The sequence below is a fragment of the Nonomuraea sediminis genome (assembly GCF_018531495.1).
Lineage (GTDB): Bacteria > Actinomycetota > Actinomycetes > Streptosporangiales > Streptosporangiaceae > Nonomuraea > Nonomuraea sediminis.
Genome location: NZ_JAHDTI010000005.1, coordinates 135550 through 150097, shown reverse-complemented (window position 1 = coordinate 150097; position 14548 = coordinate 135550). Strand labels below are relative to the sequence as shown.

Annotated in this window: 16 protein-coding genes; 10 read left to right on the top strand and 6 right to left on the bottom strand. The window is 71.9% G+C overall.

Features of this window, described 5'->3' with window-relative positions; translation table 11 throughout:
• Positions 1-59: 59 nt before the first annotated feature.
• From KIK09_RS25235 to KIK09_RS25225, 3 genes are read left to right on the top strand one after another with little or no spacing between them, the layout of a single operon-like run.
• On the top strand, positions 60-1487 hold the full coding sequence (locus tag KIK09_RS25235) for a carotenoid oxygenase family protein (RefSeq protein WP_214321818.1): 1428 nt from the start codon (positions 60-62) through the stop codon (positions 1485-1487).
• Positions 1484-2623, top strand: coding sequence for an acetyl-CoA C-acyltransferase (locus KIK09_RS25230; protein ID WP_214321817.1), 1140 nt, complete (start codon positions 1484-1486; stop codon positions 2621-2623). Before KIK09_RS25235 ends, KIK09_RS25230 begins: the two co-directional genes overlap by 4 nt.
• Positions 2620-3555: an LLM class F420-dependent oxidoreductase gene (locus tag KIK09_RS25225; RefSeq protein ID WP_214321816.1), complete on the top strand. Its 936-nt coding sequence runs from the start codon at positions 2620-2622 to the stop codon at positions 3553-3555. Before KIK09_RS25230 ends, KIK09_RS25225 begins: the two co-directional genes overlap by 4 nt.
• Here the strand turns inward: KIK09_RS25225 and KIK09_RS25220 are convergent.
• A complete protein-coding gene (locus tag KIK09_RS25220) occupies positions 3536-4171 on the bottom strand; it encodes a TetR/AcrR family transcriptional regulator (protein WP_214321815.1) in 636 nt (211 codons plus the stop codon). The two genes, KIK09_RS25225 and KIK09_RS25220, sit on opposite strands and share 20 nt — an antisense overlap.
• Positions 4172-4260: 89 nt before the next feature.
• Here KIK09_RS25220 and KIK09_RS25215 point away from each other — a divergent pair, with 89 nt between their 5' ends.
• Positions 4261-4917 carry a hypothetical protein gene (locus tag KIK09_RS25215; RefSeq protein WP_214321814.1) on the top strand — a complete coding sequence of 219 codons (657 nt, stop codon included), beginning with the start codon at positions 4261-4263 and terminating at the stop codon, positions 4915-4917.
• On the opposite strand, the gene KIK09_RS25210 is transcribed toward KIK09_RS25215, so the two are convergent.
• Positions 4859-6394 carry an alpha/beta fold hydrolase gene (locus KIK09_RS25210; RefSeq protein WP_214321813.1) on the bottom strand — a complete coding sequence of 512 codons (1536 nt, stop codon included), beginning with the start codon at positions 6392-6394 and terminating at the stop codon, positions 4859-4861. The genes KIK09_RS25215 and KIK09_RS25210 overlap by 59 nt on opposite strands.
• A 278-nt stretch (positions 6395-6672) precedes the next feature.
• On the opposite strand from KIK09_RS25210, the gene KIK09_RS25205 reads away from it, so the two are divergent.
• Positions 6673-6861 (top strand): hypothetical protein, encoded by a 189-nt coding sequence (locus KIK09_RS25205; protein WP_214321812.1) that lies wholly within the window; start codon positions 6673-6675, stop codon positions 6859-6861.
• A 58-nt stretch (positions 6862-6919) separates the two neighbouring features.
• Entirely contained in the window at positions 6920-7804 is an 885-nt protein-coding gene (locus KIK09_RS25200) for an LLM class flavin-dependent oxidoreductase (RefSeq protein ID WP_214321811.1), read from the top strand.
• Positions 7805-7815: 11 nt separating this feature from the next.
• On the opposite strand, the gene KIK09_RS25195 is transcribed toward KIK09_RS25200, so the two are convergent.
• The gene (locus KIK09_RS25195; protein WP_214321810.1) at positions 7816-8265 is read right to left on the bottom strand and encodes a MarR family transcriptional regulator; all 450 of its coding nucleotides are present in this window, start codon (positions 8263-8265) and stop codon (positions 7816-7818) included.
• Positions 8266-8327: 62 nt separating this feature from the next.
• On the opposite strand from KIK09_RS25195, the gene KIK09_RS25190 reads away from it, so the two are divergent.
• The gene (locus KIK09_RS25190) at positions 8328-9464 is read left to right on the top strand and encodes an FAD-dependent monooxygenase (RefSeq protein WP_214321809.1); all 1137 of its coding nucleotides are present in this window, start codon (positions 8328-8330) and stop codon (positions 9462-9464) included.
• A gap of 54 nt (positions 9465-9518) precedes the next feature.
• Here the strand turns inward: KIK09_RS25190 and KIK09_RS25185 are convergent, their stop codons facing one another.
• Together KIK09_RS25185 and KIK09_RS25180 are read right to left on the bottom strand one after the other, a co-directional pair.
• Entirely contained in the window at positions 9519-9989 is a 471-nt protein-coding gene (locus KIK09_RS25185; RefSeq protein ID WP_214321808.1) for a hypothetical protein, read from the bottom strand.
• Between the two features lie 52 nt (positions 9990-10041).
• A complete protein-coding gene (locus KIK09_RS25180; RefSeq protein WP_214321807.1) occupies positions 10042-10476 on the bottom strand; it encodes a hypothetical protein in 435 nt (144 codons plus the stop codon).
• A gap of 89 nt (positions 10477-10565) precedes the next feature.
• On the opposite strand from KIK09_RS25180, the gene KIK09_RS25175 reads away from it, so the two are divergent.
• Together KIK09_RS25175 and KIK09_RS25170 are read left to right on the top strand one after the other, a co-directional pair.
• A complete protein-coding gene (locus KIK09_RS25175; protein WP_214321806.1) occupies positions 10566-11159 on the top strand; it encodes a TetR/AcrR family transcriptional regulator in 594 nt (197 codons plus the stop codon).
• A gap of 81 nt (positions 11160-11240) precedes the next feature.
• Positions 11241-12563 carry a serine hydrolase domain-containing protein gene (locus tag KIK09_RS25170; protein WP_214321805.1) on the top strand — a complete coding sequence of 441 codons (1323 nt, stop codon included), beginning with the start codon at positions 11241-11243 and terminating at the stop codon, positions 12561-12563.
• Positions 12564-12686: 123 nt separating this feature from the next.
• Here KIK09_RS25170 and KIK09_RS25165 read toward each other — a convergent pair whose 3' ends face one another.
• Positions 12687-13514 carry an NAD(P)H-binding protein gene (locus KIK09_RS25165; RefSeq protein WP_214321804.1) on the bottom strand — a complete coding sequence of 276 codons (828 nt, stop codon included), beginning with the start codon at positions 13512-13514 and terminating at the stop codon, positions 12687-12689.
• Between the two features lie 82 nt (positions 13515-13596).
• Between KIK09_RS25165 and KIK09_RS25160 the strand changes: the two genes are divergently transcribed.
• The gene (locus KIK09_RS25160; protein WP_214321803.1) at positions 13597-14535 is read left to right on the top strand and encodes an AraC family transcriptional regulator; all 939 of its coding nucleotides are present in this window, start codon (positions 13597-13599) and stop codon (positions 14533-14535) included.
• The last annotated feature ends 13 nt before the right edge of the window (positions 14536-14548 follow it).

Here is a 14548-nt window from a genome sequence, read left to right as displayed (position 1 = left end):
CGAAAACAAAAGTCAGCGCGTCAATTGACGCCTGGCTTCGCCTATCGTAGTTTCCGAGCATGGCCGAAAGTGTCGTGATCCTTGACGAGTCGGGCGAGCGGAACCCGTATCTCCTGGGCGTCTACGCCCCGGTCCAGGACGAGATCACCGCCGACGAGCTGACGGTGATCGGGCGGATCCCCACGGACCTCAACGGCGTCTACCTGCGCAACGGGCCCAACGCCCGCTTCCCGATGAAGGGGCGCTACCACTGGTTCGACGGCGACGGCATGGTTCACGCCGTGCACTTCGAGAACGGCCGCGCCCGCTACCGCAACCGGTGGGTGCGTACCCGGGCCTTCGAGGCCGAGTCGGCCGCGGGGAGGGCCCTGTGGACCGGCGTCATGGAGAACCCCAAGGGCAATCCGTTCGGCAACGCGCGTGGGCTGCCGTTCAAGGACACGGCCAACACCGACCTGATCTTCCACCGGGGGCGGGTGCTCGCGTCGTGGTATCTGTGCGGCTCGCCGTACGGGCTGGATCCGCTGTCGCTGGAGACGCTGGGGGCGGACACCTTCCTGGACACGCTCAACGGCGACTTCATGGCGCATCCGAAGGTGGACGAGCGCACGGGGGAGCTGTTCTGGTTCGACTACGGGCCGCGCCCGCCGTACCTGCGCTACGGCGTGGTCGGGCCGAGCGGCCGGGTCGAGCACAGCGTGGAGCTGGACCTGCCGGGGGCGCGGCTGCCGCACGACATGGCGATCACCGAGAACTACGCGATTCTCATGGATCTGCCGCTCTATCAGGATCTCGACGCGGCGCGGCTGGGGCGTTACAAGCTGACGTTCAACAGGGAGCTGCCGTCGCGCTTCGGGGTGATTCCGCGGCGCGGTCATGAGGTCCGCTGGTTCGAGGCCAAGCCGTGCTACATCTACCACGTCGTCAACGCCTGGGAGGAGGACGAGGAGATCGTCCTGGACGTGTGCCGGGTCTCCCGCCCGGCGCCCGCGGGCCAGGGCTCGCCGCTGGCACGGATGATCTCGTATCTGAAGCTCGACGCGCGGATGTACCGCTACCGCTTCGACCTGCGGACGGGCCGCACGTCCGAGGAGTACGTGGACGCCGACCACAACACCGAGTTCCCCTCGATCGACGCCCGCTCCACCGGCTACCGCACCCGCTATGCCTACAACGTGTCCGTGGCCGACGCCGAGACCAACCTGTTCGACGGGCTGGTCCGCTACGACAACCTCACCGGCGCCAAGGAGACCTACTCCTACGGCCCCGGCGTCTACGGCAGCGAGGCGCCCTTCGCCCCGCGCGACGGCTCGACCGGCGAGGACGACGGCTACCTGGTCAGCTTCGTCACCTCGGAAAGCGGCTCCGAGGTGCGGATCCTGGCCGCGTCCCGCCTATCCGAAGGGCCGATCGCCCGCGTGCTGCTGCCGCAACGGGTGCCGCTCGGCTTCCACGCCACCTGGGTCCGCGCGGAGCAGCTGCGATGAACGACGTCTACGTCTACGACTGCGTCCGCACCCCGCGCGGCAAGGCCCGCCCCGGCGGCGGCCTGGCCGATGTCACGCCGCTGGCCATGCTCGAAGGCCTGCTCGGCGCGCTGGCCGAGCGTACCGGGGTCACCATGGCCGACGACCTGATCGTCGGCTGCGCCACGCAGCACGGCGAGCAGGGCGGCAACCTGGCCCGCACCGCCGCCCTCACCTCGGGCTTCGAGGCGCCCGGCATGACCGTCAACCGCTACTGCACCTCCGGCATCGACGCCGTCCGCACCGCCGCCGCGCTGGTCTCCTCCGGGGCCTGCCGTACCGTCGTCGCGGGCGGGGTGGAGTCGGTCTCGCGCGTGCCGATGTTCTCCGACCGCGGCCCGCTGTGGTCGCTGCCGGTCGGCTCCATCCACATGGGCGTCGCCGCCGACACGGTCGCCACCCTCGAGGGCTACACCCGCTCCGAGCTGGACCTGTACGGCCTGCGCACCCAGACTCTGGCCGCCTCCGCGTGGGCCGGCGGGCGCTACGACCGGTCACTGGTCCTGCTGAACGGGCTCGAGCGCGACGAGCACGTACGGCCGGGCCTCACGATCGAGGCCTTCGCGGGGATGGAGCCCGCCTTCGCCGGGACCCCCGCGCAGGACGCGGTCGTCCTCAAGCACCTGCCCGAGCTGAGCGAGATCCGCCACCTGCACACCAGGGGCACCTCGCCCAGCCTGTGCGACGCCGCCGGGCTGGTGCTCGTGGGCACCGATCTGGACCTCGCGCCCCTGGCCCGGGTGGTCGGCGGCGCCACGGCCGTCTCCGACCCGGTCACCATGCTCACCGCCGGGCAGCGGGCGGTGACCCAGGTCCTCGTCGGCGCGGGGCTGTCGGCCGACGAGGTGGAGGTGTTCGAGTTCGCCGAGGCCTTCGCGGCGCTGTGCCTGAAGTTCCAGCGCGACCTCGGGGTCGGCGACGACCGGTTCAACGTCAACGGCGGGACCATCGCGATGGGGCACGCCTTCGGCGCCACCGGGGCCATCCTCATCGCGGCCTGCGTCGACGAGCTCCACCGCCGCGGCGCCCGGTACGGCGTGGCGGCGGTCTCGGGCGCCGCGGGATCCGGGTCGGCCGTTCTGCTGGAGCGGGTATGAGGCTTTCCGTCTCGCTGGGGCTGTGGCAGGACAGGCCCGCATCGGAGGCGCTGGTGACCGCCCGCGCGGCCGACGAGCTCGGGTTCCCCGAGCTGTGGGTGGGAGAGATGGCCACCTACGACGCCTTCGCCCTGGCCACCGCGATCGGGCTGGCCACGCGGCGGATCCGGCTGACCGTCGGGCCGCTGGCGGTGGCCGTCCGCGATCCGATGATGATCGCCATGGGCGCCGCCTCCGTCGCGGACCTGACAGGGCGGCAGGTGGACGTGGCCATCGGGACCTCGAGCCCGCTCGTCGTCGAGGGATGGCACGGCCGCTCGCGCGCCCGGCCGGCGACCGCGCTGCGCGAGGCCGTCCAGGCCCTCCGGCCGCTGCTCGACGGCGAGCGCTCCGCCTACGCCGGTTCCTGCGTGGCGAGCAACGGCTACCGCCTGCGCCTGCCCGCCCCGCGCTCGCGCCTCACGGTCGCGGCCTTCGGCCCGTCGGCCGTCCGCACCGCCGCGCTGGCAGACCGGATGGTGCTCAACCTCGTCACGCCCGCCTCCGCCGCCCGGCTCGCGCGTACGGTGAACCGGGCCGTGACCGTGGCCGCCTGGGTCATCGCCGCCGTGGACCCCGACAGGGAGGCGATCGACCGGATCCGCCGTGCGGTGGTGGGCTACCTGGCGGCGCCCGGGTACGGCGAGATGTTCGCCGAGGCCGGCTTCGCCGACGTCGTGGCCTTCGCCCGCACCCTGCCCCATCCCAGGGAGCTGCTTGAGGCCGTGCCCGACGAACTGGTCGCCTCGGTCGCCCTCCTCGGCGACGCCGCGGAGGTGAGGGAGCGGCTGTCCGCCTATGCCGAGGCAGGCGTGGACGAGGTCGCCCTGGTGCCGGTCAGCACCGACCGCGACCCCGGCGGCACGGCCACCCTCAAGACACTCGCGCCGTGATGAGGGATTCGACGGCCGTGCAGAGCAGCTGGACACTCCGGCGGAACTTCTCGTCCTGGCTGTGGCGCGGGGTTTGCTCGATGGTCAGGGGGAAGCGGCTGCGCAGGTCGGCGTAGCGCTCAGCGGTGATGGCGGGCAGCTCGGACTCGCTCTGCTCCTGCAGGACGAACCCGGTGATATAGCTCAGGAGGGTGTCGGCGGCGATGCCGCTGTGCTCGGCGGGGACGCCGGCGTCCAGCAGGGTGCGCAGGAGGCGTTCCATCAGGGACAGGCCTCCGGTGCTGAGCATCTTGGGGCTGTCGGCCAGCAGGATGGCGCCGCCGGGATGCTCCACCAGGCTCCGGCGGAGGGTGACGGCCTGGGCCTCGACCCGGTCCCGCCAGGTGGCCTCGGGCGGGAGGGCTTCCATGGCGACCGTACCCGCGTCGTAGGCGTGGTGGCAGACGCGGTCGGCCATCAGCGCGAGCAGGTCGTCCTTGTTCTTGACGTGGTAGTAGAGGCTGCCCGCCCTGGCGTGGAGGCGCTGGGCCACCTGGCGCATGGACAGGCCGTGGTAGCCGACCTCGGCGAAGGTGGCCATCCCGGCGTCGACGATGCGCTCCTGGGTGAGCTTCATAGCCGTACCGTAGCGCATTTTGAACACTGTTTGAATCTTGTGCTAGCGTCGCCCGCGGCGGTTTCAAACAGTGTTCGAAAGGGGCTGCCGTGAGTGGGGTGCTGTTCTTCGCGACCACGGCCGCGCTGATGGTCATGATGATCAACAGCGGGCTGGCGCTGGTCGGGCGGGGATCCTTGGGCGGCAGGTCCGTTCCGTGGGTCGCGGTGGGGCTGGCCGCGCTGGCAGTGACCGGGGTCGTGATCCAGCTGGTCTGGGCAGGGGCGATGGACGCCCTCGACGACGACCCGCGCAAGACCGGGTGGTGGCGGGTGGTGACCTCGGTCTTCATACAGAACGGGGGAGTGGCCGGAACCGTGTGGAACATCGCGACGCTGGCCCTCGTGGCCGGGCTGGCGCAGTGGTTCTGGGGCGGGCCGCTGACGGTGGTGCTCTTCGCGGGCGGGATCTTCCTGCCGGAGCGGATCGACGCGCTGCTCGGGATGGGCGGGCCGAGCACGGATCCGCGCAACTTCGCGGGCAGTTCCGGGGCCACCTACTTCCTGGGGGCGACCTTGGCGGCGGCGCTGCTGCTGCGGACCCGGATCCCGAAACGGCGGCTGCTCGCGGCCGCCGTGCCCGTGCTGGGGCTGGCGATATGGTTCGCCCAGAGCAACGGGCACGGCCTGGTGGCCGTCTACGGGTTCGTCATCGGGCTCCTGGCCTGGGTCGTGAAAGACGGCCGGTGGCGAACGGGGGAACGGTGAGCGTGTCGACGCAGGAGGCGTCGTAGCCGCCGGCGGGCTGATCGAAGAAGCCGGCCAGTATCGTGCGGGCGCATCCTGATTGCAGGAGCACGGAGTGGCCGAGCCCGGGAAACAGCAGGGCGCGCGAGTGGGAAAGGCCGGTGGCGGCGGCCGCGGCCCACCGCGTCCCCGCGGGCCCGTCGAAGGTTCCCGACATCAACAGGGTGGGCACGTCGCTGCGGGTCTGTGCCGTGACCCGGGGATCGGCACGTCCGACGTCCCAGGCCGCGCAGTCGGCGAAGATCCGGCCGACGAACTCCTGCTGCGGCAGCAGAGACAGCACCCGGCGGGGGAAGCCGGGCAGGGCGGCCTTGGCCGCGGCCCGCACCTTCCGGCGGTCGGTGAAGGCCGCCTGCTCACGGCAGACCACCCCGTAGAACAGGCCCCAGCCGACGAAGCCGGGCGGGGACTGGCCCGCCAGGACCGTCTTGGCCGCGGGCAGGCCGTTGCCGGAGGCCAGGGCGTGCACCGCGGCCGGCACGGTGGTCAGCGCCCAGGGCGGCAGGGCCGCCACCACCACCATGTTGGCCAGCTGGTAGCCGTCGAACACCAGGGCTCCCGCCTCGCCGGGCACGGTCACGGACAGCGGTTCGCGGTCCAGGCGCCGCACGGTCGCGGTGAACTCCGCCCGCAGGCCGGGGTAGGCCGCCCGGCAGGCCGGCTGGGCCGTACAGGCGGCGAACATGGCCTTGTACTGGTCGGCGGCATTGAGCCACAAGCCGTCCAGGAGGTTGAGGTGGGGCGTGACGACGGAGTCCAGGACCATGGCGCGGATGCCCTGCGGGTGGTCGCGCAGCAGCTGGAGGGCCAGATCGGTGCCGTAGGACACCCCGTAGACGTTCCATTCCTTGATGCCCAGCGCCGTGCGCAGGTCGGCGATGTCTGCGGCGTTCTCGGTGGTGTTGTACGCCGCCAGGTCGTAGCCCATCCGGGCGAGCCGGGTGCGGCACGCCCGGGTCGCTTCGACGCCCTTGCGGGTGGTTTCCGGGTCGGTGGACAGCAGCGTGACGGACTCGCGGGTGAACGCGTCGATCTCCGGGCAGTTCAGCAGCGGATCGGAGCGTCCGGTACCGCGCTGATCGACGAAGACGACGTCCCGGTCGGCATTGATCGCCGGCTTGAGCCTGGTCACGGTGAAGGCATCCAGCAGCCCGGACCCGCCCGGCCCACCGGTCAGCCACACCACCGGGTCGGGCTTGGGCCGCGCCGCGGTGGACTCGAGCCGGGCCACGGCGATCCTGATGGTGCGCCCGCCGGGCTTGGCACGGTTCTCCGGCACGGTCAGGTACCCGCAGCTGAAGTGCGGGCCCAGCGCGGGGACGCCGGCCAGGTTCGGTTTCGGACACGGCGCCGGGGCATAGGAGGGCGGGCCTGCCGGTTTGGGCCCCTCGTCCTTCCACCCGGCGGTCCCCGCCGCCAGCAGCACGGCAACCGCCAAGCCGGCCACCGCGCGGATCCGACGGCCGCCCCCGCTCACCGTCCCCATGGCGCCCCCGCCCGCAGGTCTGCCTGCCTGCGAGCCGTCGCTTCCGTGTCGGCATCGGCGGTCAGCGGTCCGGAAAGGGCACACAGGCAGGACCGGAACTACTACCCATTAGGTGCACACAGCTGTTCGTCCCGCAAGATGCCTAGCGCCAGAGGCGGGCCAGGAACAGGGTGAGGGTGTCGCCGAGGCCGGGTTCGTCCGGGGTGGTCGAGGGCCCAGGTGTCCAGGGCGTGGAAGACGCCCTCGGTCGCCACGGTGACCAGTTCGGCGCTGGGGTGGGGGGCGATCAGGCCGATCGCGATGCCGTTGGCCACGAGGTCGCGGATCCACGGATCGCCGCCGGTGGCCGGTCCTCCTGCCAGGACGGCGCGATCGTCCGGTTCGCCTGCCGCCTGGTGGTGACCCCGATGGGTGCCTGACCGGGGCGGTCGGGGTAGAAACGTAGATCTCATTGAGTACAGCGAGAGAGGTACGTTGATGCCCAGGTTCGGAATCCAGCTCGCGCCCACGGCGGCGCAGGTGAGCTCCATCCGCGAGCTGGCGAGGATGGCCGATCGGGAAGGGCTCGACCTGCTCGGCGTGCAGGATCATCCCTATGCCGCCGAGCACGTGGACGCGTTCGCGTTGATGGCCACCGTGTTGACCGAGACCGAGCGGCTGCGGGTGTTCCCCGATGTGGCCAACCTGCCGCTACGGGGCCCGGCGATGCTCGGCAAGGCGGCGGCCGGGCTCGACCTGCTGAGTGGCGGCCGGTTCGAGCTGGGGCTCGGGTCGGGCGGCTTCTGGCCGGCGATCGCCTCCATGGGCGGCCCCACGCGTACCTCGGGCGAGGCGCTGCAGGCGATGGTCGAGGGGATCGAGATCATCCGCGCCATGTGGCGGCCGGGCGAGCGGGTACGCGTGGAGGGTGAGCACTACACGGTCAAGGGCGTGCACGGGGGACCCGCGCCGCTGCACCGGGTGGGCATCTGGGTGGGCAGCGTCGGCCCGCGCGCTCACGCCGTGACCGGGCGGCTGGCGGACGGCTGGGCGGCGCCGATCCCGCACTACCTGCCCTACGAGAAGTGGCGGGCCTCGCAGGACATCATCGACAAGGCCGCCGGCGACGCCGGCCGGGACCCCGCCTCGATCACCCGGATGGCGCAGCTGGTGGGCGACATCACCGAGGCCCCGGCGCCGGTGCGGCTCGAGGGCGAGAACCCGATCAGGACCAGCGCGCGGGAGTGGGCGAAGATCCTCGCCTCCCTGGCCACCGAGACGGGCTTCGACACCTTCGTCTACTGGCCGGAGAACCCCGACGCCACCCAGCTGCTGCGCTGGGCTCGCGAGGTCGTCCCCGCCACCCGCGCCCTGCTGGGCTGACCCGATCGGGCCTAGGTCCTGTCGCGCAGTTCTCTGGTGGCCGCACGGTAGGCCTGGCCGACGCGGGCGAACATGTCCAGCAGCAGCGGCACCTGCTCCGGTCCGTAGTGCATGCCGACCGTCTCCAGGTGCCGCCTGGACGACTCGCAGGCGGCGTCGTAGTCGTCAAGGCCGCCCTCGACCAGTTCCACGGTGACCGTGCGGCGATCGCGCTCGCCGCGCACCCTGCGCGCGTAGCCCGCCTTCTCCAGCCGGTCGATCAGCCGGGTCGTCGAGGCGGACGGCAGCCCGAGCTCCTCGGAGATCGCTCCCACGGCGAGCGGGCCGCGCATCTCCAGCAGGATCGTGGCGGCGACGTCGACCGGTTGCAGGCCGAGCCGGTCGGCGACCGCCTCGTTGTGCAGCAGCACCGCGATCAGGAACTCGCGGAAGACGGCGTCTTCCGGACGCTTGTGGGCCACTTTCCTAACCTACTCCACCGCGATGTATCTTCGAATCGAAGATACTCCGATGTGGAGGAGATATGGACGTTCTTGTCATCGGCGCCGGGGTGGGCGGCCTCGCGGTCGCGCGGTCGCTGCTGGCCGACGGTCACCGGGTGCGGGTCTTCGAGCAGGCCCCGACCAGGCGGACGGGCGGCAAGGCGGTGCTCATCTGGAGCAACGGCACCGCCGTACTGCACGATCTCGGCGTCAGCCTGGACGGCGTCGGCTGCCGCATCGACCGGATCGACGCGCTGACCTCGGACGGCCGGTTGCGCACCAGCATGGACCTCGCCCACGCGGCCGGCCGCTTCGGCTTCGAGACCAAGGCGATCGCCCGCCAGGACCTGCATCGACGCCTGTCCGACGGCCTGCCCGAGGACCTCGTCAGGTACGGCATGGCCTGCCAGAGCGTGACCGAGGACCAGGGCAAGGTCACGGCCACCTTCGCCGACGGCTCGACGGCCACCGGGGACCTGCTCATCGGGGCCGACGGCCACCACTCGGTCGTACGGCGCCACCTGTGGGGTGACGGCTCCGTCCAGCCGGCCACCTTCGGCACCTGGCAGGGCCTCAGCCCGATCGACATCGATCTCGCACGTACGCACCACCATCTCATGATCACCGGACGGGAGGGCGCGTGCGGGCTCATGCCGGGCGGCGACGGCCTGTTGCAGTGGTGGTTCGACGTGCGCTGGTCGCCCGCCGATCCGCGGCCCGCGGCGCCGCTGGCCGAGCTCAGGCGCAGGTTCGGGCACTGGGCCTCGCCCGTCCCCGAGGTGCTCGCCGCCGCGTCGGAGGAGGATCTCGGCTTCTTCGGGCACCACTGGAACAAGGTCCGCGAGGTGGTGGGGGAGGGACGCATCACCCTGATCGGCGACGCCGCCCACACCATGCCGCCCACCCTGGGGCAGGGCGCCAACCAGACGCTCGAGGACGCGTGGGTGCTCGGGCGCGAGCTCGCCAAGGGCGGCGACGACCCCGCGGTACGGCTGCGCGCCTACGAGAAGACCCGCTACCCGCGCATCTCCCTGGTCACCCGGTTGGCCAAGCGCAACCCCGCCAACTGGCGCATCCCCCCGATGATCGGCCGCCTCCTCCCCGAAACCGCCCAGACCTCCATGCTCGCCCGCTTCAGCAACCGCCTCACCGAACCCGCCACCCTGCAACGCGCCTGACCGTGCATCCGCGCGGCACCGTACGGACCGCTACGCGACTTCCTTCGGGCGAGGTCAGATGAGGGCGGTGGGGGCCAGGTCGGCGAGGTAGGCCTGGCGGGCGGCGTCGTCGCGGGCGGAGAACAGGTAGCGGATCCAGGCCTGCTGCTCGTGGAGGACGGCGCCCAGCTCCCACACGCAGTAGGTGCCCTTGTGCGTCTCGTCGAACCGCAGCAGGCCGAAGGCGCCTTCGGCCTTGCCGTAGACGGTCTCCCACAGCTCGTTCTCGTTGCGCCAGGTGCACACGAGCAGCAGGTAGGCGTCGCCGACGCGGTGCAGGATGACGAAGCCCAGCTCGCCCGCCGGGGTGATCTCGGGCAGGTGGTCGGCGACGAAGTCGCGGGCCTCCTTGCGGACCGCCTCGGGGATCTCGCGGTCCTCGGCGTGCAGGTCGTACCACTTGAAGCCGACCCCGGGCAGGCTGAGCCGCTCGCCGGAGGACAGGCGCTTGCGGATGTGGACGTAGTCGGGAGCGACACTGATCATGCCGGCGACGCTAGGCCCGCGAGTGGCCCCCACCAAGAACCAATCCCCCCGATTACCCGGATACCACTTCGGCGACGACCCCGCGCTTGCGAGCGGCCGCCAGCAGCATGACGCCGGGGATCACCGCGAGGACGAAGGGTGAGGGCTCCAGTACGGCGGCGCTGGACAGAGCCCACAGGGTCACGACGATCCCGAGGTAGGCGCCCGGCACCTGGCCGCGCCGTCCGAGGCCGACGACCAGCGCCCCGACCAGCCCGAGCGGCACGCCGAAGCTCCCCCAGACCAGCCAGAACGCGCCGACGCCCGGCGCCAGGTGCGCGAAGTCGTCCGGCCCTGGAGGGAAGAACCACAGCTCGCCCCGGAACCAGCCAGGGATGTGCTCCATGCTCAGCAGCGCGGTCGAGACCAGGTGCAGGCAGGCCAGGAACACGAGGATCCCCCCGGCCCGCACCACTCTTTTAACGGAACCAGTAGTTTCGGAACTCATGGTTCCGAATCATGCGCCCACCGAACTCCAGGTGCAATGTCGGTTACGTCACATTACGAGTCTGGTGGTTCCGCAATAGACTGCCCGGCATGAAGGCAGGCCGACCTCGAGACACCCGGGTGGACGGCGCCATCGCGGCCGCCGCCCGCGAGCTCCTGGCCGAGCAGGGATACGCCCAGCTCACGGTGGACGCCGTGGCGGCCAGGGCAGGCGTCGGCAAGGCGGCGATCTACCGCCGCCACGCCACCAAGCAGGAAATGATCTTCGCTGCCGTCATGCACGGCCTGGAACTGGAGACCCCGCCCGACGCGGGCTCGCTGGCCGCCGACCTGGCCGCGCTCACCCGCGACATCGTCACGAACCTGACCACGCCCCCGCCAGGGGTGGTGCCCGGCCTGCTGGCCGACGTGCACGCGGACCCGGCCATGGCCGCAGCGTTCGCGGGGACGTTCGTGGCGGCCGAGCGCACCTGCGTCACCGAGGTGCTCGACAGGGCGGTGGCCCGGGGCGAGCTGTCACGCCGCCCCGACCCGGCGACGGTGCACGCCCTCCTGCTCGGCCCGATCTTCGCCTGGCTGTTCCTGCTGCTCGAAGACCGCGACCGCCTGCCCGAGCTCGCCGGCACGCTGGCCGAGGGGCTGGCCCGGTCGCTCGTCGGGGCCGGCCCGGGGGAGTCACACTGAAAGCACGTGAGCACGAACGGCGCCGCGGAAATGGTGCGGGTCGACGAAGCCCGTCACCCTCCCGGCCAGCAGGATGAACGAATGGCTGACCTCAACCACCTGCAGAGCCTGCTCGACGGCGAGGCCGAATCCCTCCGCGTCCCCGGCGCCGCCGTCGGCGTGCTGTTCGATGGCGTGGAGCACGTCCTGACCACCGGTGTCACCAGCGTCGACGCACCCACCCCCGTGACGGGCGACACGCTGTTCCAGATCGGCTCGACCACCAAGACGGTCACCGCCACGGCGATCATGCATCTCGTCGAGCGCAGCCGGCTCGACCTGGACGGTCGCGTCCGGCACTACCTCCCCGGCTTCAGGCTCGCCGACGAGCGGGCCGCCGAGGAGCTGACCATCCGGCACCTGCTCACCCACACCGGCGGCTTCCTCGGCGACATCGACGACGGCGACAGCTGGGACACCTCGGCGCTGGCCGGCTCGATCGACACCTACGACCGGCTGCCCCAGCTCTTCCCGCCCGGCACGCTCGCCTCCTACAACAACGCCGGGTTCCGGCTGCTCGGCCGGATCGTCGAGGTCGTGTACGGCGAGCCGTACGAGAGCGCTGTCAGGCACATCGTGCTCGACCCCCTGGGAATGACCGACAGCTTCTTCTTCCCGTGGGAGGTGGCCACGCGACCGCATGCCGTCGGGCATGCCGTACGCGAGGAAGGGCCGCGGGTCGCGCACACGTGGGGACTGTTCCGCGAGGGCATGCCCGAGGGCGGGCTGGTGTCGTCGGTGCGCGACCAGCTCCGCTATGCCGCCTTCCACCTGGGCGCGGGCGGCGAGGAGCCGATCGGCGCCGCCACCAGGGAGCTGATGCAGGCCGAGCACGTCGAGGTCGGGGTGCCGTGGACCGGGATCGGGCTGCCCTGGCTGCTGGAGGAGCAGGCGGGCGTGCGGCTGGTCACCCACGGCGGCAACATCGGCAACCTGCAGCTGTCCACGTTCGTGCTGGCGCCCGAGCGCGGCTTCGCCGTCACCACGCTCACCAACTCCGCGCCCGGCAAGCAGCTGGGCAAGCTGGTCACCGACTGGTGCCTGGAGCACCTGCTCGACGCCAAGCCACAGCCCGTACGGCCGGCACTGCGCGACCCCGCGCCGGAGTACGCGGGCAGCTACGACGCGGGCCAGTGGACCTTCGAGGTCGACAAGGAGCTGACGGCCCGATTCGTGCTGCGCCCCGAACTCGTTGACGCCGGGGTGGAGGGCATGCCCGACATGCCGCTGGCCCTGGTGGAAGGCTCCGACGACGTGGTGATCGCGACGGATCCCGGCCGTCCCGTCGGCCGCTTCCTGCGGGACGCCGCGGGCGACATCGCCTTCCTCCACCTGGGCGGCAGAGCGGCCAGGCGCATCCGCTGACACGGGCCGAACCTCGCGGCGTGATCGAGCATCTAACCCCTGTGAGAGCACCGACCAGCGTGCGGCTGGCGACTCTCCTCCGATGGGCCGCCGTCCCGCAGAAGAGCGGGGCGGCGCGACCTATCAGCCGAAGGCGCCCGCCGCGGCGGCCTCGGTGACGTACTCCTCGAACGGCCTGGCCGGCCGGCCCAGGGCCCGCTCCACGCCGTCGGACAGCGCGGCGGCCCGGCCCTCGCGGACGGACACGAGCAGGCCGGTGAGCAGCCGCGCGACGTCGCGCGGGACACCGTTGGCGACCTGGTGTTCGACGTAACCGTCGGGGTCCACGTCGAGGTGGCGGATCGTCCGCCCGGTGGCCCTGCCGATGAGGTCGACGGCCTCACCGAAGCTGATCGCCCGCGGGCCGGCCAGCTGGTACTCCTGGCCGTCGTGACGGTCCTCGGTCAGCGCCGACGCGGCGACCTCGGCGATGTCCTCGGCGTCGACGAACGGCGTGCGCCCGTCGCCGGTGGGCAGTGACAGGGTCCCGTGCTTGATCCCCGGCAGCCAGAACGCCTCGCTGAAGTTCTGCGAGAACCACGTCGGCCGCAGGATGGTCCAGCCGACGCCGGAGCCGCGCACCGCGTGCTCGGCGGACTTGAGCGGATGGTCGTCATCGAACTTGCCGACGTCGTGGGCCGACAGCAGCACCAGCCGCCGCACGCCCGCCTCGACCGCCTCGGTCACGAGCCGGGGGATGCGTTCCTGGCGGTTCACGCCCGGCCGTAGGTCGGGCTCGACGACGTAGGCGGCGATCACGCCGTCGAGCGCGGGAGCCCAGGTGCCCGGGTCGTCCAGATCGAACCCGCTGCTGCGCGACGCCGTCCTTACCTGCTGGCCGGCGGACTCGAGGTGTCGGACGATGCGGCGACCGGTCTTGCCTGTGCCCCCGATGAGAAGGATGTCTTTCATGCCGTCCAGCACACCGCACGGCGGCAAGACGATCCATGGGAGAACGTCGTCGATACCTTTGTGATCGTCTAGCGTGGGTGGCATGGACGTTCTGAGCGATCTGCTGCACCGGGCCCGGGCCAGGAACGCGGTGGTCAGGCAGCTGATCCAGCGTCCGCCCTGGTCGCTGACGTTCGACGACGCCCCTCCGCTCACGGTCGTGGCCACGCTCGGCGGCCAGGCGTCGATCCGGCTCGACGACACCGACGCCGCGCCCGCGCTCCTGGCCGCCGGCGACATCGCCCTCATCAGCGGGACCAGCCGTTACACGATCGCCGACGACCCGTCCACACCGGCGCAGGCCGTGGTCCGCGGAGGCAGGAAGTACTTCGTCGAGGAGCCCGCCGGGATCCAGCGGAGTCTGGCTCCGCGCACCTACGGCGACGGGCTGCCCGGGGCCACGATCACGCTCAGGGGCGCCTACGAGGTCCGCGGCGACGTGGGCGAGCGCCTGCTGTCCCTGCTGCCGCCGCTGGCGGTCGTGCCCGCCGGGCCGCGGACCCGGGCGGCGCTCGACCAGCTCGCCGCCGAGGCCGCCCGCGACGAGCCCGGCCAGGACGCCGTCCTCGACCGCCTGCTCGACCTCGTGCTCGTCCTGGCGCTGCGGGCGTGGTGCGCCGGTCAGGACTCGGCGCTGCCCGCCTGGTGGCGGGCGCTGACCGAGCCCGCCGTCGGCGACGCCCTGCGCCTGCTGCACGAGGATCCGTCCCGCCGCTGGACGGTCGCCACGCTGGCCATCGAGGTCGGCATGTCCCGCGCCGCCTTCGCCGCGCGCTTCTCCGCCCTGGTCGGCGAGCCCCCGCTCACCTACCTCACCGGCTGGCGCATGACCCTGGCGGCCGATCTGCTGCGCGACACCGACGCGACGATCGCCACCGTGGCCCGCAGGGTCGGCTACGAGGACGCCTTCGCCTTCAGCGTCGCGTTCAAACGCGCCCGCGGCCTCACCCCCTCGTCCTGGCGGGCCACGACCGCTTCCTGAGCCGTACGGCAGG